This is a genomic window from Arthrobacter sp. 'calajunan' (genome assembly GCF_046940185.1).
In the GTDB taxonomy this organism is placed as follows: Bacteria; Actinomycetota; Actinomycetes; order Actinomycetales; family Micrococcaceae; genus Glutamicibacter; species Glutamicibacter soli.
In genome coordinates, this window is sequence record NZ_JBKZDY010000020.1 from 1 (window position 1) to 21,079 (window position 21,079).

Annotated in this window: 23 protein-coding genes; 8 read left to right on the forward strand and 15 right to left on the reverse strand. The window is 65.8% G+C overall.

All coding sequences use genetic code 11. The features are described 5' to 3' along the window. Together RF641_RS17280 and RF641_RS17285 are read left to right on the forward strand one after the other, a co-directional pair. The coding region (locus RF641_RS17280; protein ID WP_424573717.1) for a hypothetical protein at nt 1-354 on the forward strand (354 nt) is incomplete at its 5' end. Next, on the forward strand, nt 320-1,276 hold the full coding sequence (locus tag RF641_RS17285; protein ID WP_053797144.1) for an NAD(P)H-dependent flavin oxidoreductase: 957 nt from the start codon (nt 320-322) through the stop codon (nt 1,274-1,276). The genes RF641_RS17280 and RF641_RS17285, both read left to right, overlap by 35 nt. Here the strand turns inward: RF641_RS17285 and panC are convergent. The 13 genes from panC to dacB all read right to left on the reverse strand — a co-directional run bounded on the left by panC (nt 1,273) and on the right by dacB (nt 13,529). After that, nucleotides 1,273-2,139 (reverse strand): pantoate--beta-alanine ligase, encoded by an 867-nt coding sequence (gene panC, locus RF641_RS17290; RefSeq protein ID WP_047119042.1) that lies wholly within the window; start codon nt 2,137-2,139, stop codon nt 1,273-1,275. The genes RF641_RS17285 and panC overlap by 4 nt on opposite strands. Nucleotides 2,140-2,143: 4 nt before the next feature. Then, nucleotides 2,144-3,010 carry a Rossmann-like and DUF2520 domain-containing protein gene (locus RF641_RS17295; RefSeq protein ID WP_424573718.1) on the reverse strand — a complete coding sequence of 289 codons (867 nt, stop codon included), beginning with the start codon at nt 3,008-3,010 and terminating at the stop codon, nt 2,144-2,146. A 23-nt stretch (nt 3,011-3,033) separates the two neighbouring features. Then, a complete protein-coding gene (locus tag RF641_RS17300; protein ID WP_424573719.1) occupies nt 3,034-4,407 on the reverse strand; it encodes a PH domain-containing protein in 1,374 nt (457 codons plus the stop codon). Then, nucleotides 4,404-4,889 (reverse strand): PH domain-containing protein, encoded by a 486-nt coding sequence (locus tag RF641_RS17305; RefSeq protein WP_231735865.1) that lies wholly within the window; start codon nt 4,887-4,889, stop codon nt 4,404-4,406. The genes RF641_RS17300 and RF641_RS17305 overlap by 4 nt, the downstream gene beginning before the upstream one ends. Further along, nucleotides 4,870-5,343: a DUF3180 domain-containing protein gene (locus tag RF641_RS17310; protein WP_047119038.1), complete on the reverse strand. Its 474-nt coding sequence runs from the start codon at nt 5,341-5,343 to the stop codon at nt 4,870-4,872. Before RF641_RS17310 ends, RF641_RS17305 begins: the two co-directional genes overlap by 20 nt. Beyond that, on the reverse strand, nt 5,340-6,173 hold the full coding sequence (gene folK, locus RF641_RS17315; protein ID WP_047119037.1) for a 2-amino-4-hydroxy-6-hydroxymethyldihydropteridine diphosphokinase: 834 nt from the start codon (nt 6,171-6,173) through the stop codon (nt 5,340-5,342). Before folK ends, RF641_RS17310 begins: the two co-directional genes overlap by 4 nt. Continuing rightward, nucleotides 6,160-7,062, reverse strand: coding sequence for a dihydropteroate synthase (gene folP / locus RF641_RS17320; protein WP_047119036.1), 903 nt, complete (start codon nt 7,060-7,062; stop codon nt 6,160-6,162). The genes folK and folP overlap by 14 nt, the downstream gene beginning before the upstream one ends. 6 nt (nt 7,063-7,068) lie before the next feature. Next, nucleotides 7,069-7,647, reverse strand: a complete 579-nt coding sequence (gene folE, locus RF641_RS17325; protein WP_047119035.1) for a GTP cyclohydrolase I FolE — start codon at nt 7,645-7,647, stop codon at nt 7,069-7,071. 9 nt (nt 7,648-7,656) lie between these two features. After that, nucleotides 7,657-9,582 carry an ATP-dependent zinc metalloprotease FtsH gene (gene ftsH / locus RF641_RS17330; protein WP_047119034.1) on the reverse strand — a complete coding sequence of 642 codons (1,926 nt, stop codon included), beginning with the start codon at nt 9,580-9,582 and terminating at the stop codon, nt 7,657-7,659. 107 nt (nt 9,583-9,689) lie between these two features. After that, a complete protein-coding gene (hpt, locus tag RF641_RS17335; protein WP_047119033.1) occupies nt 9,690-10,241 on the reverse strand; it encodes a hypoxanthine phosphoribosyltransferase in 552 nt (183 codons plus the stop codon). Nucleotides 10,242-10,305: 64 nt separating this feature from the next. Continuing rightward, nucleotides 10,306-11,232, reverse strand: coding sequence for a tRNA lysidine(34) synthetase TilS (tilS, locus tag RF641_RS17340; protein ID WP_047119032.1), 927 nt, complete (start codon nt 11,230-11,232; stop codon nt 10,306-10,308). Then, entirely contained in the window at nt 11,229-12,152 is a 924-nt protein-coding gene (locus RF641_RS17345) for a zinc-dependent metalloprotease (RefSeq protein WP_047119031.1), read from the reverse strand. Before RF641_RS17345 ends, tilS begins: the two co-directional genes overlap by 4 nt. 12 nt (nt 12,153-12,164) lie before the next feature. Continuing rightward, complete coding sequence (gene dacB / locus RF641_RS17350; RefSeq protein ID WP_424573720.1) at nt 12,165-13,529, reverse strand: D-alanyl-D-alanine carboxypeptidase/D-alanyl-D-alanine endopeptidase; 1,365 nt, start codon at nt 13,527-13,529, stop codon at nt 12,165-12,167. A gap of 97 nt (nt 13,530-13,626) precedes the next feature. On the opposite strand from dacB, the gene RF641_RS17355 reads away from it, so the two are divergent. The 3 genes from RF641_RS17355 (at nt 13,627) to RF641_RS17365 (ending at nt 15,858) form a co-directional block, all read left to right on the forward strand. Then, nucleotides 13,627-14,106 (forward strand): inorganic diphosphatase, encoded by a 480-nt coding sequence (locus RF641_RS17355; protein WP_047119029.1) that lies wholly within the window; start codon nt 13,627-13,629, stop codon nt 14,104-14,106. A 573-nt stretch (nt 14,107-14,679) separates the two neighbouring features. Continuing rightward, entirely contained in the window at nt 14,680-14,964 is a 285-nt protein-coding gene (locus RF641_RS17360; RefSeq protein WP_424573721.1) for a hypothetical protein, read from the forward strand. A gap of 258 nt (nt 14,965-15,222) precedes the next feature. After that, nucleotides 15,223-15,858 carry a hypothetical protein gene (locus tag RF641_RS17365; protein WP_424573722.1) on the forward strand — a complete coding sequence of 212 codons (636 nt, stop codon included), beginning with the start codon at nt 15,223-15,225 and terminating at the stop codon, nt 15,856-15,858. 383 nt (nt 15,859-16,241) lie between these two features. Here the strand turns inward: RF641_RS17365 and RF641_RS17370 are convergent, their stop codons facing one another. Next, the gene (locus RF641_RS17370; RefSeq protein WP_424573723.1) at nt 16,242-17,345 is read right to left on the reverse strand and encodes a DNA recombination protein RmuC; all 1,104 of its coding nucleotides are present in this window, start codon (nt 17,343-17,345) and stop codon (nt 16,242-16,244) included. A gap of 180 nt (nt 17,346-17,525) precedes the next feature. On the opposite strand from RF641_RS17370, the gene RF641_RS17375 reads away from it, so the two are divergent. After that, on the forward strand, nt 17,526-18,146 hold the full coding sequence (locus RF641_RS17375; RefSeq protein ID WP_113608175.1) for a pyroglutamyl-peptidase I family protein: 621 nt from the start codon (nt 17,526-17,528) through the stop codon (nt 18,144-18,146). Here RF641_RS17375 and RF641_RS17380 read toward each other — a convergent pair whose 3' ends face one another. Beyond that, nucleotides 18,147-19,547 (reverse strand): PLP-dependent aminotransferase family protein, encoded by a 1,401-nt coding sequence (locus tag RF641_RS17380; protein WP_424573724.1) that lies wholly within the window; start codon nt 19,545-19,547, stop codon nt 18,147-18,149. It abuts the gene before it with no gap. 61 nt (nt 19,548-19,608) lie between these two features. On the opposite strand from RF641_RS17380, the gene RF641_RS17385 reads away from it, so the two are divergent. Both RF641_RS17385 and RF641_RS17390 read left to right on the forward strand, forming a co-directional pair. Beyond that, a complete protein-coding gene (locus tag RF641_RS17385; protein WP_424573725.1) occupies nt 19,609-20,244 on the forward strand; it encodes a YczE/YyaS/YitT family protein in 636 nt (211 codons plus the stop codon). A gap of 58 nt (nt 20,245-20,302) precedes the next feature. Continuing rightward, on the forward strand, nt 20,303-20,905 hold the full coding sequence (locus RF641_RS17390) for a hypothetical protein (protein WP_047119024.1): 603 nt from the start codon (nt 20,303-20,305) through the stop codon (nt 20,903-20,905). Nucleotides 20,906-21,079: the final 174 nt, after the last annotated feature.

The following is a 21,079-nucleotide window of genomic DNA, read 5'->3' on the forward strand; positions in this document are numbered from 1 at the left end:
AAAATAATTTGGTATCAACAAACTTGGCACACTATTGAGTTCTCAAACAACAAACACTCTCGACACCGCATCCCGAACCCGAAGGGTTCGAGCTGCTTCGCTCCGGAGCAACTTTTCAAGCTTACCAGACTTCGTGAGCCGATCAAAATCGATCGAAATCTTCAAGTGAAAAGTGATTGGCCACCGCGTGAACAGCTCGTGTATTTCGGGCTGTTTCCCTTGCGGCAACAGATAAAAACTATACAGGTCATTTTCGGATGTTTCAAATCGGCGGGCCGCGTTCTAGGTCACATTCATGGTGCTGATCTAGTCTGGGCGTATGAGCGACCTGCAGAAACTTCTTGGATACCGTGAACCAATCTTCAATGCTTCCATGGCAGGAGCCGCAGGTGGTGCCATGGCCGCTGCCGTCAGCGCGGCCGGCGGGGTCGGGATGATCGGGGTCTCCCCGGCGCCCACTGCCGAGTGGATCAAGGCCCAGGCATCCCACGTGTCGGAGATCGACACTCCCTGGGGTGTCGGCTTCATGGGTTGGGCGCTGGAGGCGGACCTGTCACCGCTTGAATCGTTTCTCGAGTACGGCCCCTCGCTGGTTTCAATCAGCTTCGGCGATGTCACCCGCGCCGCGGCCTTGGCCCACGAAGCGGGCGTGCTGACAGCCATGCAGGTTGGCAACGCCGCAGACCTGGAACGTGCACTGCAGGACGACATCGACATCGTCATCGCCCGGGGCGGCGAAGGCGGCGGACACGGCCGCAATGAATCCGGGACGCTGCCGCTGCTGCAACTGGCCTGCGCCCAGACGCAGAAGCCGGTGATTGCGGCTGGCGGCATCGGAACCGCTGCGGGGATCGCCGCAGTGCTTGCCGCCGGCGCCGAAGCGGCCTGGATCGGAACCCGGTTCCTGTCCACCAAGGAAGCCAGCGGACACGAGAACCTGAAAGCAGCGGTGCGCGCTTCGGGGCTGGATGACACCGTCTACACCCGGGCCTTCGACATAGCCCAGCAGCTGCCGTGGGCCCCTGAGTTCGGCGGCCGCGCCTTGGCCAATGACTTCAGCAACCGCTACGCCGATGACCTCGTGTCCCTGGAAGCCACCGAGGAACTGCGCGAACGCATGGTCCGCGCCCGCGCCGAAGCGGACGTGGCGTTGGCCCCCGTCTATGCGGGCCAAGCCGTGGAATTCGTCCAGCGCGAGGAAACCTGCGCCGAGGTGCTGGCCGAGCTGGGAGGCTTCCGCAGGATCCTGTCGGACGCCGCCCAGCGCTTCGCCTAGATCGGCTGGTTGTCGATCAGCCGCACGCCGCCCACGGTGGCGGCGACAAGGATCAGCCCCTCCCCGGTGAAGGGGGTGTCCTGGCAGTTGAACGCCAGTTCCTGCAGGTTGGCCGGATCGACCACCACGAAGTAGTCGAGCTCCACCAGCGGCTCCATCTGGAACATGCCGATGGCGTCCTCCAGGTTCAGCGGCTCGTGGCGGGCTGCCCGGCCGGCGATCAGCGATATCGCCCGGTGCAGCACCAGGGCGGCCTGCAGCTGTTCCTCGTTGAGCAGCGCATTGCGGCTGGACAGCGCCAAGCCTTTTTCGCTGCGCACGATCGGCACCGAACGCAGCTGCACCGCGTAGTCAAGGTCGGCGACCATACGCTGGATCAGCACGACCTGCTGGGCGTCCTTCTGCCCGAAGTAGGCGCGGTATTCGCCCTGGCGCGGGTCGGCCAGGTGCAGCAGCTTGGCCACCACGGCCAGCATCCCGTCGAAATGCCCCGGGCGGGAGGCGCCCTCGTACATCTCGCCCAGTGCACCGGAATTCAGCCGGATCAGCGGCAGCCCCGCATGGTAGATTTCCTGCGCCTCGGGCGCGAACACGATGTCGACGCCGGCGCCGGCGGCCAGCTGGACGTCGGAGTCCAGGGTGCGCGGGTACTTGGAGTAGTCGGCGGCGTCGTTGAACTGCAGCTCGTTCACGAAGACCGAGATGACAACGAGCTCGTTTTCCTCGCGGGCCGCCTTGAACAGCGACGCGTGCCCGTCGTGCAGGGCGCCCATGGTCGGGACAAAGCCCAGGGACCCCGGGTTTGCTTCGGCAATGGCTGCCTTCAATTCGCTGCGGGTCTTGACGATTTTTGGGGTTTTCACCCTCTTATTCTAGAACTCGCAGCAGTTCCTCAAGCGTCGGCTGGGATATCAGGCCCCGGGCGGCCGCCCGCAGCGCGGTGGCGCGCGAGAGGCTGCGGTAGCTGTCGTTGGTTTCCGCCGGATCGGATTCCAGCGCGGACAGGTGCGCCTGCACCGTTCCGACGTCCCCGCGGGACACCGGGCCGGTCAGCGCACCGGCTCCCGAGCGCAGCGCGTTGTCCAGGCTCGCGTACATCAGCGCGCGCAGCGTATTCGACGGCTCTTCGACACCAATGCGGCGCAGCATGTCCGCGGACTGCGCGGTGATGGTGTTCAGGTGGTTGGCGGCGTGGGCCAGCGCCGCGTGGTAGCTGACGCGGTCCTGCTCGGCGATGACCACCGGCTCCCCGCGCATCTCCACCACCAGCGCCTGGGCCACCGGCAGCATGATCTCGTCGGCAGTCACCGCGAAGACGCAGTCGGTCAACCGCTGCAGGTCCATGCTCATGCCGGTGAAGGTCATGGCCGGGTGGATGGCCAGCCCAAAGGCGCCGGTATCCAGCGCCGGCTGCAGGATCCCGGTGCCGTAGCGTCCGGCGGTGTGGGCAATCAGCTGCCCGCTGGTGAAGTGCCCTGCGGCGGCAAGCCCCGCCACCAGTTCGCCGAGCACGTCGTCGGGCACGGCGAACAGCACCAGTTCGCTGCGCCGCAGGATCTCTGCCGGGTCCAGGAACTCGACCCCGGGCAGCAGCGCGTCCGCGCGGTCCTTCGAATCCTGTGAGACCGCATGGATTCCGGTGATCCGGTGGCCGCTGGCGGCCAGGGCGGCGCCGAGCACCGTGCCGACCTTGCCGGCGGAGATGATGCCGATTCCCAAGCGTGGTGCGTCCACGTCCTACCTTCCGCGACGAAAAATTACCTGCCGGCGATGCGGCGGGATTGTTCCTCAAAGAACTTACCAGCGATTTGGGCATCCACCTGCTGTATGTAGCCGGTGACAGTGCCGCCGGCGCTGTAGATGCGCAGCCCCGCCAGCTGCCGGCGGCGCTCCAGCGGGCCCTGGCGCAGCATCAGGCCCTGCACCCGGTTGTGCGCGGTGAAGGCGGTGACCCGGGCGAGCCAGCCGTAGCGGGTAATCACTGTGGTGTCGGTGGCCAGGAACCCCTGGTTTTTCCACGCCCCCGGTGACAGCGGCCTGGCCCGCTGCGGGGACAGCGTGAATCCGTGCTCCTCGCCTCCGGAGTTGATCGCGGTGAACAGCACCTTGCGCTGGTTCTCCACCCCGAAGTCCGGCAACAGGATGCCCATGACCCGGGCAACCGCGTCGAAGTCCCCGACCGGCAGCACCAGCAGGTTCTGGGCCTCCTCCTGCGAGCCGACGCCCAGCGCGTTGACCTCGACGCGGTACCAGCCCAGCAGCCGCCACAGGGCCGGGGAAGTGACTTGGATGGATTGGACGCGGCCTGCGGGGATGGACTGCTGGCGGGTGTCGGCCAGGCCGCGGCTGACGCGCAGCCCGGTGTCCGTGGCCGCGGCGCTGAAGTTCCAGGAGTTGTTCAGCTCCTTGTAGAACCAGCCGCCGAAGGCCAGCAGCGCCGGGATCAAGCCGGCCACCATGCCGCCGATGCCGCTGAGCGTCATGATGCCCAGGGCCAGCGCGCTGAGCAGGCCGATGATGGTGGGCATGCGCAGGAACAGGGAGGCGAGCAGCCTGCCGTGGGGCACCTTGGCCATCAGCACACCGGTCTCCGGCGCGGCACCGGCCGGTGCGACGTCGTGGGGAGCTTGTTCCGTTTCCGGCACGTCCGGCTGCGCCTGGCCTCCCCGGGCTGCGTGCGCCCGGTCCAGGATCAGCGCGCGCAGCTGCTGCGCGTCGGCCTTGCGCAGGAAGGACAGCCGCAGCATGGATTGGCTGCCGTCGGCCACGTCGAAGTGCAGTTCGGCCAGGCCCAGGAGCCGGGCCACCAGCGGCTGCGCCACCTCGATTCCCTGCACCCTGTCGATGCGCGCCTGCTTCTGGCTGCGGAAGATCATCCCGGAGTTCACGTACACGTGGCTCGGGGTGATCATGTAGCGGGTGAAATACCAGGACAGGGCGTAGAACACGAGCACCACCAGCAGCGCTCCCGCACCGATGACCACGGTCCAGCGCAGCCTTTCGCCGCTGAGCCGCTCGGCCAGCGTCAGGTCATTGGTGTTCTGCCAGTAGATGTAGGCCAGGCCCACGATGGCCACCCAGCCGCGCACAAACGGGCTGGCCGGATGGACCCGCTGCCACTGGTCGGTCATAACATCTTCGCTTCGCCCGCGGCGCTCAGCCGTTCGCGCAGGTCTTCGCCGGTGCGCTGCCCAAGGCCGGGGATCACTGCGGTGGCGGAGCCGGAGGCGGTGTTCAAGGTGAGCTTGCACAGCCCGTACTTGCGTTCCAGCGGACCACTGGTGACTTCCACGTACTGCATGCGCCCGTAGGGGATGACCAGCTGCTTGCGCCACATCACCCCGGAGCGCACCACGAGATCCTCCTCGCGCTCCAGGTAGCCCAGCGCCCGCACGCGGCGGCGCAGCAGGCGCAGCACCAGCAGGGCGACGAGCAGCACCGCCAGCGGCGGCGCGATGGCCAGCCAGTTCGGGGTCTGCACGCCGAACAGCCGCAGGATCAGCGGCACCAGCGCGATCAGCAGGTACAGGGCGGTGTTCAGCGCCCAGCCGATCAGCTTGACGGTGAAGTATTCGGGAGCGACCGGCCGGAAGTCATTCGGTGACCGTTCCATCGGCGATTCCATCGGTATTGTCCTCCGGATCTTCGGGTGGAAGTTTGCAAAGGTGCTGCACGACATACCCGATGACCACCATGAACAGGCCGGCTCCGGCCAGCACGATGGCGCGGGTCAGGCTCGGCGAGGCGCCGGCGTTCACCCACAGGTTGACCAGCGCCGGCAGATGCCAGCCGGTGATCAGCGCGCCGGCGTAGGCCGCCGCCTGGGCCAGCACCAGGGTGCGGGCCGCGGCGATCGCGTCGAAGTGGGCCTTGCCCAGGGTCGAGCGCTTGACCCGGATGCCCAGGAACAGCACCACCGCGCACACCGCGCCGAGCGAATACAGCGCCGTGTAGTCCAGCACCGGGGTTGAATGCCCCGCCGCGACGAACAGGCGCAGCGCCACCCAGCCCAGGACCGCCCCGAGCAGGGTGCACCACACCAGCGAGAGAACCTTCAGCCGGGTCATAGCCGGATGATGTCCTTGGTGTCCGCCGCCTGCTGCGCGAGCCGGGAGACCAGCTGGCCGCCGAGCACGGCGTCCGGGTCCATCCAGCTCCACGGGGCCAGCACGAAGCCACGGATGGCGGCGCGAGGATGCGGCAGCGTCAGCCTCGGGTCCTCGAGCACCAGGTGGTCGTAGGTGATCAGGTCCAGATCCAGCGTGCGCGCCTCCCAGCGCACCTCGCGGGTGCGGTGGTGCGCGGCCTCGATGCGCTGGCACAGATCCAGCAGCTCATGCGGGGAGCGCTGCGTGCGCACCTCGATGACCTGGTTGGTGTAGTCCGGCTGGTCCGGCGGGCCGCCCACGGGCTTGGTGACAGCCAGCGGGGAGACCTTCAGGATCTGGACTTCCTCGCCGAGCTCGGCCACGGCGGCGGCCAGCGTGGCCTGCGGGTCGCCCAGGTTGGCGCCCAGCGCGATGACCGCGGTGTGCAGCGTCTGGTGGCGGACCAGGCAAATGCTCACGTCGCTGAACGGCACCGGGATCGGCGCCTGCGGCTTGTGCACCACGACCTCCACGGTGGCCACGGTCGGGTAGGCGGCCAGGATCGCCTCGGCGATCTCGCTGCCGAGCTTCTCGATCAGGTCCCAGGGACCGGCCTGGATCTGGGCGACCACCAGCTCGCTGACCTCGCCGTAGTGCACGGTGTCGGCGACGTTGTCGCTGGCCGCCGCGCGGGAGATGTCCACGTGCAGCACCACGTCGACGACGAAGCTCTGCCCGTCGCGCTTTTCGAAGTCGAAAACGCCGTGGTAGCCGATCGCGGAAATCCCGGAAATGCTAATTCGGTCCATGGGCCTTCACGACTTTCAGGGCGTCGCGCGATCCCTGCACGTCATGCACGCGCACCGCCCAGGCGCCGTCGGCGGCCGCGAGCACGGTGGTGGCCAGGGTCGCCGCGTCGCGGCCCAGCGGTTCGCGCGCAGCGCCGCCCTCGGCCAGCAGCTCGCCCAGGAAGCGCTTGCGGCTGGTGCCGACCAGCACGCGGTGGCCCAGGTCCTCGAAGGCCTGCAGGCTCTTGAGCAGCGCCCAGTTGTGCGCGGCGTCCTTGGCGAAGCCAAGCCCCGGATCCAGGATGATCTGCTCGGGCTTCACGCCGCGGGCCACGAAGTCGTCGCGCAGCGCGCGCAGCTCGGCCAGCACCTCGGCTGCCACATCCTGGTAGTTGGCCTGGGTGACCATGTTCTGCGCGGTGCCGCGGCGGTGCATCAGCACGTAGGGAACACCGGTGAGCGCGATCAGCTCCGGCATGCCTGGCTCGTAGGTCAGCCCGGAGACGTCGTTGATCAGGTGCGCGCCGGCGGCGATGGCCGCTCGGGCGGTGTCCACGTGCATGGTGTCCACGGAGACCACCGCACCGGCCTTGACCAGCGCCTCGATGACCGGCAGGATGCGCTCCTGCTCGATCTCCGGGTCCACCGCGGCGGCGCCGGGGCGGGTGGATTCCCCGCCCACGTCGATGATGTCGGCGCCGGCGTAGAGCAGCTTCAGGCCCTGCGCGATGGCTGCCTCGCGCTGCAGGTAGGCGCCTCCGTCGGAGAAGGAGTCCTCGGTGACGTTCAGGATGCCCATGACCAGGGTGCGGTCGGTCGGCAGGTCGGCAAAGGTTTTCTGCTTGATCTTGCGGATCACGGTCAACGGGCTGGTGGCCGGACCGGTGCCCGGGATTGCTCCAAGAGACATAGGGGGTTACCTTCCGAGAATCAGGCTCATTGCTTCGGCGCGGGTGGCGGTTTCCCGCAGCTGGCCGCGGACCGCGCTGGTCACGGTCTTCGCGCCCGGCTTCTGCACGCCGCGCATCGACATGCACATGTGTTCGCATTCGACGACGACGATCGCGCCGGAGGGGTTCAGGTGCTCGACCAGGGCGTCCACGATCTGCGTGGTCAGCCGTTCCTGCACCTGCGGGCGGCGGGCGAAGACCTCCACCAGCCGGGCCAGCTTGGACAGGCCGGTGACCTTCCCGCCCTTGCCCGGGATGTACCCGATGTGGGCGCGGCCGTAGAACGGCACGAGGTGGTGCTCGCAGGTCGAGTAGAACGCGATGTCCTTCACCAGCACCATCTCGTCGTGCTCGATGTCGAAGGTGGTGGACAGGTGCTCTTCGGGACGCTGGTGCAGCCCTGCGAAGAATTCCGCATAGGCCTTGGCCACCCGCTTGGGGGTGTCCTGCAGGCCGTCGCGGTCCGGGTCCTCGCCGATGGCCAACAGGATTTCGCGCACGGCTGCCGCGATGCGCGGCTGGTCGATCAGATTTTCTTCAGTCACGCTTCGATCCTAGTCGGTCGACTGCGCGGCGCGCTCCTTGGGGCTTAACACCGGGCCTTCGGGGTGCACCGGGCGCTCGTCGTTGGATAGCCACACCACACGCTTGTCGATCTTCACCAGGTCCGAGAAGATCTCCGCGATCTCCTTCTGGTTCAGCGTCTCGCGTTCCAGCAGGGCCAGGGCCAGGCGGTCGAGCACGTGGCGGTTGGTGGTCAGCGCCCAGTAGGCGTCGTTGTGCGCGCCCTCGATGAGCTGGCGCACCTCTTCGTCGACCAGGTGGGCCATCTCGTCGGAGTACTCGCGCGCCCCGGTGCCCATCTGCTGCTCGGCGGCGGAACTGGCCAGGCGCACCGCGCCGACCTTCTCGCTCATGCCGTATTCGGTGACCATCTTGCGCGCGGTGGCGGTGGCCTTCTCGATGTCGTTGCTGGCTCCGGTGGACGGGTCGTGGAACACGATCTCCTCCGCGACGCGCCCGCCCATGGCGTAGGCCATCTGGTCCAGCAGCTCGTTGCGGGTCACCGAGTACTTGTCCGACTCCGGCACGACCATCGTGTAGCCCAGGGCGCGGCCGCGCGGCAGGATGGTGATCTTGGTGACCGGCGCGGTCTGGTTCATCGCGGCGGCGACCAGGGCGTGGCCGCCCTCGTGGTAGGCGGTGACCTTGCGCTCGTGCTCGTCCATCAGGCGGGTGCGCTTCTGCGGGCCGGCCATCACGCGGTCGATGGCCTCGTCCAGCGCGCGGTCGTCGATCAGGTTGGCGTTCGAGCGGGCGGTGAGCAGCGCGGCCTCGTTGAGCACGTTGGCCAAGTCGGCGCCGGTGTAGCCCGGGGTCTTCTTGGCCACCGCGTTCAAATCCACCGTGGCATCCATCGGCTTGCCCTTGACGTGCACCTTCAGGATGTCTTCACGGCCCTTCAGATCCGGCGCCTCCACCGGGATCTGGCGGTCGAAGCGGCCCGGGCGCAGCAGCGCCGGGTCCAGCACGTCCGGACGGTTGGTCGCGGCGATCAGGATGACGTTGGTGGTGGCGTCGAAGCCGTCCATTTCCACCAGCAGCTGGTTCAGCGTCTGCTCGCGCTCGTCGTTGCCGCCGCCGATGCCGGCACCGCGGTGGCGGCCCACCGCGTCGATCTCGTCGACGAAGATGATGGCCGGGGAGTTGTTCTTGGCCTGCTCGAACAAATCACGCACACGCGAGGCGCCCACGCCGACGAACATCTCGACGAAGTCCGAGCCGGAGATCGAGTAGAACGGCACCTGGGCCTCGCCGGCCACTGCCTTGGCCAGCAGGGTCTTGCCGGTGCCCGGAGGGCCGTAGAGCAGCACGCCTTTGGGGATCTTGGCGCCCACGGCCTGGAACTTCGCAGGTTCCTGCAGGAACTCCTTGATTTCGTGGAGCTCCTCCACTGCCTCGTCGGCGCCGGCGACGTCCTTGAAGGTCACCTGCGGCATGTCCTTGGTGATCAGCTTCGCCTTGGACTTGCCGAACTGCATGACCTTGGAGCCGCCGCCCTGGGAGCGGGCGAGGATGAACCAGAAGATGCCGGCGATCAGCAGGAACGGCACGATCACGCCGAGCATCGACAGCAGCCAGTTGCTTTCCACCGGCTGGTCGGTGAACTTGTCCAGCTTCGCGTCGTTGATCGCGTCGACCACCTGCACGGCGCGGGCCGAGGAGTAGAAGAAGCTGACGCTGGTGCCCTTTTCGACGCCGTCGACGGTCAGGGCGTTGCGCAGCGTCAGGTCCACGCGCTGGTCTCCGTCGAAGATCTTCGCCTGGGTCACATTGCCGCTGGACAGCTCATGCAGGCCCTGCGAAGTGTCGATCTTCGCCGTGTTGTTGCCGAAAACCATCGGCAGGAACAGGACGACTGCAACGACGCCCACGAGAACCCAAATGATCCAGCTGTTAAATAGCTTCTTTGTTTTCATTGATCCGCCGGGTCCCGCGCCCTACGCATCTCCCTCACCCGCTGTCATGGCGTCCGGGGCACGCCACCTTCGATTCTTCTCAACGCCCGGCCGGCGCGAAAAGTTCCCTACTCGTAGATGTGCGGGGCAAGGGTGCCCACGCAGTCAAGGTTGCGGTACTTCTCCGCGTAGTCCAGACCGTACCCGACGACGAATTCGTTGGGAATATCCATGCCGACGTACTTCACGTCGATCTCGACCTTGGCGGCTGCGGGCTTGCGCAGCAGCGCGCAGATCTCGACGCTGGCCGGGCCGCGCGACTCCAGGTTCGCCTTGAGCCAGGACAGGGTCAGGCCCGAATCGATGATGTCCTCGACGATGAGCACGTGCTTGCCCATGAGGTCCGAGTCCAGGTCCTTCAGGATGCGTACCACGCCGGAGGACTGGGTGCCGGAACCGTAGGAGGACACGGCCATCCAGTCCATGCTCACGTGGGAATCAAGTGCGCGCACCAGGTCGGCCATGATCATGACCGCGCCCTTCAGCACGCCGACGACGAGGATGTCGCGGCCCTGGTAGTCCTTGTCGATCTGCGCTGCCAGTTCTTCGACGCGGGCCTGGATTTCTTCCTTGGTGTACAGAACGTGTGTCAGATCGGCCTTGACGGCATTGGAATCCACGAGGGTTCTCCTGATTCTAGAGGTGTGGTACCTACCTAGAGTGCCACATTTCACCGGTGGTTGCTTAGCGCGAGTCGGTGAAAACAATCACCGGGCTCCGGCGGTAGGCGCTGATTTTCCCCTCCAACTGCACTGGCCCGGCTGATTTGGACTTTTCGGTGCCGACCCCGGCCAAAGCGCACAGGGCCGCTGTTCGCTCCCGGCCGAGGTTCCTGGCGCCTGCATCGGCGGCCGCCAGGCGCAGCACCCGGGAGGCCACGGCCGGGGGCAGGGCCGCCAGCGACTTCAGGTTGGTCCCGTGCTCGGCCCAGGCCCGGCCGGCCCACTGGTCCAGCGCGTCGGCGTCCGCCGCGGCAAGCTGCGCGGTGCGCGCCAGCGCCTGCGGGATGTGTTCGCCCAGCTGTCCGCGCAGGTAGGGAAGGATCTCGCTGCGCACCAGGTTGCGGCGGTAGGAGGTGTCCGTATTGCTGGGATCCTCCCAGTACTCCAGCCCGGCGCCGGCGCAGATCTGCTCGGTGTCCTGCCTGCTCAGGTCGAGCAGCGGGCGCGCGTAGGCCCCGCGCACCGCCGGCATGCCGGCCAGCGACCGCGTGCCGGAGCCGCGCAGCAGCCCCAGCAGCACCTGTTCGGCCTGGTCGTCCCGGGTATGCCCGAGCAGGATGCGCTGCGCTCCGGTGGATTGAAGCGCCCGGTCGAAGGCTTCGTAGCGGGCGGTGCGGGCCGAGGCCTCGTCGGGGCGGGTGTCCACCCGCAGCACCAGCACCGGCTCCAGCCCGAGTTCGCGGCACTGCCCTGCCGCCCGGACCGCGACCTGGGCGCTGCCGGCCTGCAGCCCGTGGTCCACGATGACCGCCCCGAAGTCCCCGGGCAGCTGGCTGGCGGCGACCGCCAGGGCCAGCGAATCCGCCCCGCCGGAAACCGCGGCCAAGCTCAGTCCGGTGGGCGCCGCCGCGGCGACCGCGTGGCGCGCCCGGTCAATGGCGCGGCTCATCGGGTGCGGGCCAGCCAGCGTTCGGGGTGGTCCAGCTCCTTGGCGCTGGGAAACAGCTCGCGTTCGCTGAAGATCGTGTTGAAGCCTTCGTAGCCCATCTCGTCGACCAGGTGGCGCACGAACTTCGCCCCGCGCTTGTACTGCAGCGCCTTGGCCTCCATGCCCAGCAGCTTGCCAACCAGCGTGGCCAGCGCCGAACGGTTCTCTCCGCGCGCCTCGAAGCGGCGGCGGATGGTTTTGATGGTGCCGATGGACTTCACGTCGTTCATCACCACCATGGCGTGACCCTCCAGCACCGACATGATGCTGGTCAGCTCGCTGACCTCCGACTTCATGGCCTTGAGCTTGGAACCGAGGTCGTTGATCGAATGCGTGGTGCCGCGCAGCGGCTCGAACACCTCGGCCAGGGTCTGCTTCATGACCCCGGGAATCCACGGCGCATGCTCGAACTGCAGTCGGTGGGTCTGCTCATGGGTGGCGATCCACAGGTAGAAGTCTTTGGCGTTCAGGTTCAGTTCGCCGCGCAGCTGGGTGATGGTCGGGGCGTTGAGCAGCAGCCGGGGGCCGACGAACGGGTCGAACTGGCCCAGTACACGGGTGCCGAGCACCGCGAGCACCGCGCCGAGCTCGGCGCCGGCGACCAGCGGCACCGCGCCCGGGGCGTCGATACCCTCCGGGAGCATCGCCGCGAAGTTCTGGCTGACCGCCTTGGCCCAGCCGGCGCGGTCCACCACGAGGGTCTGGGATGGCGCGGTAGAGCTCAGCAGGGAGATCTTCTCCGCTTCGACCAGGCCCTGGCCGCCGGCGATGCGCAGCTCCTCGATAATCCGCGCCGCCTGCCGTCCGTCGATGGCCGGGCCGGCCGGCATCAGGGTCTTAGCGGTTCCGACAGCGACGTCCCAGTCAATGAATTGCTTCATGCGTGCTCCTGACTATGTCCGGCAGCCGCAGCCGCGGATGGCGGTGACTGCCTGGTCGATGATTGGCTTGTGCGGTGCGAGCGTTCCGTCCGGCTGGTTGGCGAAGATGGAGAAGGCCAGCAGCCTGCCGTCCTTAGTCGGCGTCATGCCGGTCAGCGTGGCCACCCCGGTCAGCGAACCGGTTTTAGCGCGGACCATTCCCAGGGTCGCGTCGCCGCCCAGCCGCTGCCTCAGCGTGCCGTTGTATCCGGCCACCGGCAGCGAGTAGACCAGCTCGCGCAGTCCAGCCTTGCCGCTGGTGGCCGCCGAGCGCAGCACCGTGGTCAACGCCGCGGGCGAAATCTGGTTGGCAGCGGCCAGCCCGCTGGCGTCGGACAGCACCAGGCCCTGGGCGCCGTGCTCCCCCGCGGCCTTGGCCACCGCGGGCCCTGCCTGTTCCGGGGGAAGACCTTCGGCCAAGGCCACCAGCCTGCCCAGGGTCTCGGCGATGTAGTTGTCCGAGACCAGCAGCATGTGCTTGACCACGTCGCGCAGCGGGGCCGAGCGCACCTCGGCGATCTGCTCGCCGCCCTCGTAGGCTCCGCGCCCGCCCTGCGCCACCTTGATCGAAGAACCCAGCGCGGCGGCGAACACCTGGCGCGCCTGCTGCGCCGAATCCGACTGGTACGGGGAGGCGAGGTTCTCGCCCGCGCGTCCCGCATAGTGCGCCAGCGGGTAGACCGGCGCGATGTTGTTGGAGGTGAACAGGGACTTGTCCCAATCCGGGTTGGATTGCGCGGTGCCGAACAGCGAGTCGTCCAGCCACAGCTTCACGGAGTCCACACCGCGCTTCTCCAGCTCGGCGGCGGTCTTTTCGGCCAGCGTCGCGAGCCCCGCGTAGCCCTTGGTGGAGGACGGGTCCGAGGCACCGTCGCCCAGCAGCACGTCTCCCCCGCCGCGCAGCACCAGGGTGTCCCCGTCCAGCCAAACACTGGTGGCCAGCTGGGTGTCGGCGCCCAGCACATCCACGGCCGCCAGGGCGGTGACCACCTTCAGGCTGGAGGCAGGGGTGCCGTTGGCGGTCGAGTTCTTGTCATAAAGCACTGTGCCGGTCGCGACATCCACCACCTGGGCGGTGAACTTCGTTCCATCACCTTGGTCCGCCAGGATCGCGTCCAGCTGGGCGGTGAACACGGCGGTGTCCGGCATGACCGCATCCGGGTTCAGGTCCTGCACGTTGACTGGGGCGTTTTCCGCAATCTGCGCGCTGGCTGGGGTGTAGAAGGCTTCAGGTTCACCGGTGAAAAAACGCGGTGCGAACAGCATGGCCAGCACCATGCCCACCACCGCAACCACGGCCGCGCCCAGTGTGATCACGCGACGGGCGGCGGTGTTCATGCGGTGACATTCCTTTCGCGGGTTTATCAAGGCAGCGCCCGGGGGCGATACGCTTAAGGGCGGATAACCCTAAGACTAGTTTAGGAGTGTGCTTTTCATGAGCCACGACGTGACCATCGAGATCCCTACCGGATCGCGCGTCAAGTACGAGATCGACCACGAGACCCACCGTCTGCGTTTGGACCGCGTGCTGTTCACCTCGATGCAGTACCCAACCCACTATGGCTACTTCGACGACACCCTGGGCGAAGACGGCGATCCGCTGGACGCCATGGTGTACATCCCGGGCGTCGACCTGATCCCGGGTGTCGTGGTTGAGGCCCGCCCGATCGGCGTGTTCAACATGACCGACGACGGCGGCGGAGATGCCAAGCTGCTGTGCGTTCCTTCGGACAAGCGCTTTGACCACATCAAGGAGCTCGAGGACATCGACGAGTGGCTGATCAAGGAGATCGAGCACTTCTTCACCCGCTACAAGGACCTGGAGCCTGGCAAGTGGGTCAAGGCCGAGGGCTGGGAGGGCCGCGAGGCCGCCGAAGCCGAGCTGGCTCGCTCCATCGAGCGCTTCAAGGCCTAAGTGCTACGAATGGCGGCAACCACTTGGTTGCCGCCATTCTTTTTCCCGATTTCTCATGCTCCCGTCCTCTTACGTTGGGCGAATCAACTTGTACATGGCCAAGCCCCAACAAGACACCGAAAACTGTCATCGCCGCATGAGTCCTTGCAATGATTTTCATAGGCGACGACACCCGGGAACAAACCCCTCGACTTCCATTGCTTCAGGCCCCTCCTCAGCAGTGTTCGAATCTGTCAAGCATGATGCGATGCCAATGAAGTTCTTACATGGGTCATTAGCAACCTAAATGCATGGCCAAACGATGGATTCCCGGAACGCCCGCTTCTATGGAACCCGATGGCATCAGGTCATGAATTGTCGCGCTAGTGATGGGCTCGGTTTCATCTTTCCGCCTCATGCGATCGTTGAAACTTTGACGTATTCCGCCACATGCCACACTGCCGGCCAGACGTCCTAGTCAGTCAAAAGTATGATTGCGCAATGCTCAACTTGAACCGTACTGTGAAAGTGATGCTAACAGATAGTATCTAATCTTCTTGTATGTATATTCCCTTGCCGAGAGGATCTTTCATAATGACTAAATTTTCATCCTGGCTTGGCTTGTCCGGCGAATCATCTCAAGATACTTTGCCGCTCTGGCACGGAGTAAGCGAGCGGACGAAATGGGGCTCGTTCCTCATCTGCTTCATCGTCTCCGTTGCAGTCTTCGCGTTATTCACTTGGTTACTCTCGCCCCTTTCCGGGTTTACTGCCTACATTCCAGCGTTGTGCGGCTTCGGATCGCTGCTCGTGAGCACTTTGATCGCCGAGCGCATCCATGTGCGAAGTAGCCCGCCGAATAATGGCAGCAACAGGTAGACCGCAACCTCATCGAGTTTGGGCTCAAGTCAGAAAATGCACAACTGATCTTGCGGTTACACGTTATTCAAATATTACGCCTCTGTTTGTAGCATTTTAATCAATCATACTTTTATATGATTGGTTTCGAGTAGTTTTAGTATTATTCGCAAATAGATTAAGTTAATCGGTTCTAGCCGTTGCGTTGAATCAAACTCTCGTCACGCCAACCTACATCACTCTGCGCAGCCACTTCTTGAATCAAAGGAAACATTCGAAATGTTCAAAAAGGGTGTAACGATGCTCAGTTCAACCGCACTTGCTGCAACACTATTAGTCACTGCGCCGACTGCAAGTTTCGGCGTCGAGAAGACTGCTGAGTCGACAGACGTCACTTCCGCGCCGGTGCACGCAATTGAGGCTCCCAATACCTTCTTGTCGTGTGAAACTGTTGGAACGTGGGCGCCAGCATCAATCTCCCTGGGTAGTAACTTAGGGCCCGGAATCAGTGAATCCATTGATCCCTCTACGCTCAAAATTATCAACCATTCACGCGAAACAGCAGGTAAACAAAAGCTCCCCACCAGCGTCGCCGCCATGCGTTATATGGATAGCGGAGAAATCTTGACCCTCGACAAGAGAGGCCGAGTCATCGAAAAGCTTGCATCCGGCGCAGATGCTCCGGTCGCGGGCATCTCTGGCATAGGCGTTGCCCAACCGGCTGCTCTTCTTCACCCCGAGGTAAAAAGAATCATTGGCGCGTGCCTTGGATTCGGAGGTGCAGGTGGAATGGGTTTCGAAGCTCTTGTTCGATACCTCACCACTCCGGCAAACGCCATCAAATTCGTTATCCGACGCATCGGCATCGCCGGGGCGATCAGTTGCGTCGGTGGCGTGATATGGCTGTATATCTGAGAACTGAGAACAGCCTGTTCAGGTGATTTCGTCACCCCGTGCCAACCGTTGAAATCCGCGGGTGGCTTTGCACAGAGACCGTCGTGCATTCGACTCGCAGGTCAGCAAATACAGGTAGCGCACTGGCGAATGACACCAAATAGGTTGACGAATAGCGAGCATCTTTTGCAAGGCTTTTAGCGCCATTCTGGGCGACGACTCGTGGCAGTTTACCAGGCGAGATTCTTCTACACAGCTACCGGGTGGTCACTGGGGGGGGGAACACCGCCTGCGCGACCCTCCTAGTTTTGAATCATCACGGGGTACCTCGTCAAAACTCTCGACGAATACGTATGACGTTGGCGTTCCATCATCCACGGTCGATCCCGATGTATGAAACCGTACTAAATTCCAGGCATGATTCCTGGCAAAGTCGTAGGTTCAACGTTTACTGACTCCACGTCCCGCAAGGTCCGCTCCACGGCGCGGGTTCGGGTTCCGGCGGCCTGCACGGTGTTCTGCGCGGCCGAAAGCTGCTTGCCCAGCTTGTCCCAGACATCCCCGTACTTGCGGAATTCGTCTTTCGCGGCGGCCAGTACTTGCCAGACCTCGCTGCTGCGCTTTTCGATGGCCAATGTCCGGAAGCCCATCTGCAGCGAGTTGAGCAGGCTCATCAGCGTGGTCGGACCGGTGACCAGCACGCGGTGCTCGGTCTGCAGCTTGCTGGCCAGTCCCGGACGGCGCACCACCTCGGCGAACAGGCCTTCAGTGGGAAGGTACATGATGGCGAAGTCGGTGCTGTGCGGCGGGGCGATGTACTTGCCGGAAATCAGCTTGGCCTGCTCGATGATGGCCTTGTCCAGCGCCCGGCTGGCCTGCTCGACGGCCGCCTTGTCGCCCGATTCCTGGGCGTCGAGCAGCCGCTCGTAGTCCTCCTGCGGCAACTTGGAGTCGATGGGCAGGTAGATGGTGCCATCCTCGCGCCCGGGCAGGATGACCGCGAATTCGACGGCCTCCCGGCTTCCGGGCACGATCGCGACGTTCTGCTCGTACTGGTCCCGGGTGAGGATGTCCTCCAGCTGGCGCTCGAGCTGGACCTCGCCCCAGGTGCCGCGGCTTTTGACGTTGGTCAGCACGCGCTTGAGCCCGCCGACGTCCTGCGCGAGGGACTGCATTTCGCCCAGCCCCTGCTGCACCATTTCCAGCCGCTTGCTCACCAGCTCGAAGCTCTCCCCGAGCCGCTTCTCCAGCGTGCCCTGCAGCTTCTCGTCCACGGTCTCGCGCATCTGCTCCAGCTTGGCTTCGTTGCCGGCGCGCAGCTTGTCCATCTGCTCCTGCATCAGCGTCTGCAATTGCAGGTGGCGCCGGGCGTTGCCGTCGGCCATCGCGCCGAGCTTCGCGTCGATCTCCGTGCGCACCTGACCGAGGGTCTGGCGCAGTTCGCCGCGCTGGGCACTCAGGTCTTGGCGCAACTCGCCGTGGGTGGATCGCACTGCCTCCCGAATCACCTGGTCATCCACGCCGCCGGTGCGCCGGATCAACAGTAGCGCAATACATACTGCCGCAAGAATATTGAGTATGACTAGGATAAAAACGGCAATAATCATGAAATCGAACCTTCCCTGAACCGGCTGGAGAGCAACTCAATCTCTATCAGCCGCCACCGACAGTTCGACATAATAGGTGCCATGCACATTCTGGTGACCGGGTTCGAGCCCTTCGGAAACGATAATTTCAACGCCAGCAGCGCCGTGGTGTCGGCGCTTCCGGCCAGCATTGCCGGGCGCCGGCTGACCACCGCGATCCTGCCGGTTTCCTTCCACCGCTCGGGCGAGGCGCTCTCCGCGCTGCTTGCGGAGCACCGGCCCGATGCGCTGATCTGCGTGGGCGAGGCCGGCGGACGTGCCGCAGTGACGCCCGAGGCCAGGGCCGCCAACGAAGACGATGCGCGGATCCCGGACAACGACGGGGCCCGGCCCCGCGGTGCAGCGATCATCTCGGACGGCCCATTGTCGCTGCCATCGAGCCTCGATGCCCAGCGCATCACCGCGTTGTTGGCCGCAGCCGGGTTCGCCGCGCAGGTTTCCCGGAATGCCGGACGTTTCGTCTGCAACCACGTCGCCTATCTGGCCTACGCGCAACCGGTCCCGGCGCTGTTCATCCACGTCCCCGCGCTGCGTCCGGGCGGAACGGAAGCGGGCGTGGGGCGGGAAACCGATCTGCGGGCGGCCTCCACCGCCGCGCCGGCCTCCGCATGGGATATGGAACAGCTGCTCGCAGCGGTTGAACTCGTGGCGGCAAGCCTGTAGCTATACGGCCACTTGCTCCCAGGCCGCGGCGATGGCGGGCAGCGCCGCTTCCAGCTGTGCGCGGTCCTGAGCGAAGGGCAGGCGCTGGTAGTGCTCCAGCCCGTGCCCCTCGACCGCGAAGGTGGATCCGGGGGCCAGCAGCACCGAGGTGAGCCGGCGGGCCAGGGCCGAGGAGCGCGGCCGCGGCAGGTGGCACCACAGACTCAGCCCGCCGGCCGGACGGTTCGGCTCCCAGTCCGGCAGGATGCGGCCCAGTTCCCCGATCATCCAGTCCCGGTTTTCGCGCAGCGCGGTGCGGGTGGCTTCGGACAACGTCTGCCCCGAGGAGATCAGGTTGGCCAGCACCAGCTGCTCGAGCACCGGGGCGCCCAAATCCATGCTCATCCGGGCGCGGGCCAACGCAGCGGCCAGGTGGCGCGGGGCACGCAACCAGCCCAGGCGCAGCCCTCCCCAGTGCGATTTGCTGGCGCTGCCCACGGTGACCAGGTTCGGGGAGAACGCCGCCATCGGCAGCACCTGCGGGCGGTCATCCAGCCACAGCTCGGCACAGGTCTCATCGATGATGCCCACGGCGCCTGCCCGGTCCAGCTCGGCGGCCCATCGCTGACGCCCCGCGTTATCCAGCAGCGTGCCCACCGGGTTGTGGAAATCAGGCAGGCACAGCATGGCCGCGGGCCGCACCTCGCCCAGCGCGGCGGCGATCTGCTCCAGGTCCGAGCCCTGCGGCCCGATGGGCACCGCGGCGGTCCGGGCCCCGTGGGCCTTCAGTGCCAGCAGCGAGTTCGGGTAGGTCGGGGTTTCGGCCAGCACGCCCTGGCCGCGCCCGAGCACCGCGCGTCCGGCGGCGGCCACGGCGGACAGCGCCCCGGAGGTCACGATGATCTGCTCCGGTCCGGTCGGCAGCCCGCGCCGGGTGTAGTACTCCGCCAGCGCCGCGCGCAGCGGCTCGATGCCCAGCGGGTAGTAGCCCATGCCCGCTGCGTAGCGCGGAAGCTCGTGCAGCGCTGCCTCGAACTGCTCCAGCATGCCGGCCGGCGCGTTGGGCGCCGCGCAGGTCAGGTCCACGGCCTGGCTTCCGGGCAACGGGCCGAAGCCGCCCAGCGGCAGCGGTTCGGCGCCTCCGGCCACCGGCCCGCCGGGAAGCTGGGCCACGGTGCCCGAGCCGCGGCGGGATCTGGCGTACCCGCTCTCGCGCAGCTCGGCATAGGCGCGGGAGACCGTGGTGCGGCTCAGCCCCAGGGCAGCCACGGCGTCGCGTTCGCTGGGCAGCGCGGTCCCGTGCAGGATCCTGCCGTTGGCGATGAGCGAGCGCAGCGCGAGGAAGAGCCAGCGGTACGCGGACATCGAGCAGTCCGGGTCCCCCAGCATGCGGGCCAGCGCCGAGGCTGTGATGCGTCCCATGGATCCACCAGTTCAAAATTGGCTATTTTTTCCATGGCCAATTTACCGGAAGCTTGTCTACATGACCATCACGAACCTGACTCCCCGCCAGCAGCTGAGCGGCGGACGCCTCCCGCTGCGCCTGGCCAACCTCTTTGCCGGGCTCACGCTCTACGCACTGGCCATGGCGATGCTGATCCGCGCCCAGCTGGGTGTCGATCCGTGGGACGTGCTGCATCTGGGCCTGGCGAACCACGTGCCGCTGTCGCTGGGTGCCATCGTGATCCTGGTCGGGGCGCTGGTGCTGCTGGCATGGATTCCACTCAAGCAGTGGCCCGGCCTTGGCACCATCGCCAATACGCTGTATCTGGGCCTGGCGTTGGACTTCTTCCTGCGCTTCCTTCCCGCAATCGACGGCCTGGGCTGGCAGGTGCTGGCGGTTGCCGCCGCGATCCTGGTCAACGGGCTGGGCGGCGCACTGTACATCGGCAGCCACCTCGGGCCCGGGCCACGCGACGGGCTGATGACCGGACTGCACCTGCGCACCGGGCAGTCTATCCGGCTGATCCGCACCGTGCTTGAACTGTCGGTGCTGGGACTGGGCTGGGTTCTGGGCGGCCCGGTGGGAGTGGGAACCGTGGCCTATGCGCTGCTCATCGGCCCGGCCACCCAGCTGTTCTTCCGCTTCACCATCGTGCGGCTGCCGCAGCGGGCCTGACCTCCGCCATATATCTCGGATACGCGACAAACCCGGCCTCACAAGCAATACTTAAGCCATGTTTGTCGTTGCGCTCAGCCCCCGGCCCCGCTCGGTCACCGATGTCGCCGCCGCCAGCGAGGCGCTCTGGCACCAACTGGCCCAGGTATCCACGCACGCCGCGTTCACGGCCGTCAGCGGCCAACTGTTGCTGGGGGTGCCCGCGGATGCCGATGCCGCCGTCGACGCAGTCCTGCGCGCGGCCCGGCTGAACTTCTGCCATATCGGGCTGGGCGTCGGCGCGCTGTACGAACCGGTGCCCGCCGAAGCGGACCAGGTCGACGGAAGGGCCCTACGCCGGGCCCAGGGCGCTCTCGATGCGGCAGAACACCGCGGGGAACGCGTGCCGATCTGCGTCTCCACAGGCAACGCCGAGCTGGACGCCGAGCTCGAAGGGCTACTGCGCCTGCTCGGGCAGTCGATTCGCACCCGCAGCGAGTCTGAATGGGCTGTGGTCGACCTGCTGACCCCCGGGGTGCGCGGGCAACAGAAGGCGGTGGCCCAGACGCTGGGCATCACCCCGCAGGCGGTGTCCGCGGCAATTCTCCGCTCTGGCTACAACGACGAGCTCGGAGCCCGCTCCGGCATTGCCCGCCTTCTGGAATTAGCGGACAACCTTTAGCTTTTCCTGAGGAAAAGCCTGCCCTATATTCGAATACAAGTTCGATTAAACGCCGTACAATTAACACATGTACGAAGCAATGCAGCAACGCCACCGCCCGCCCGTACCACCGGTCCACACCGAATGCACCGCGGTGCTCACCGCCCTGGCCACCCAGCTCGCCCGCACCCTCGA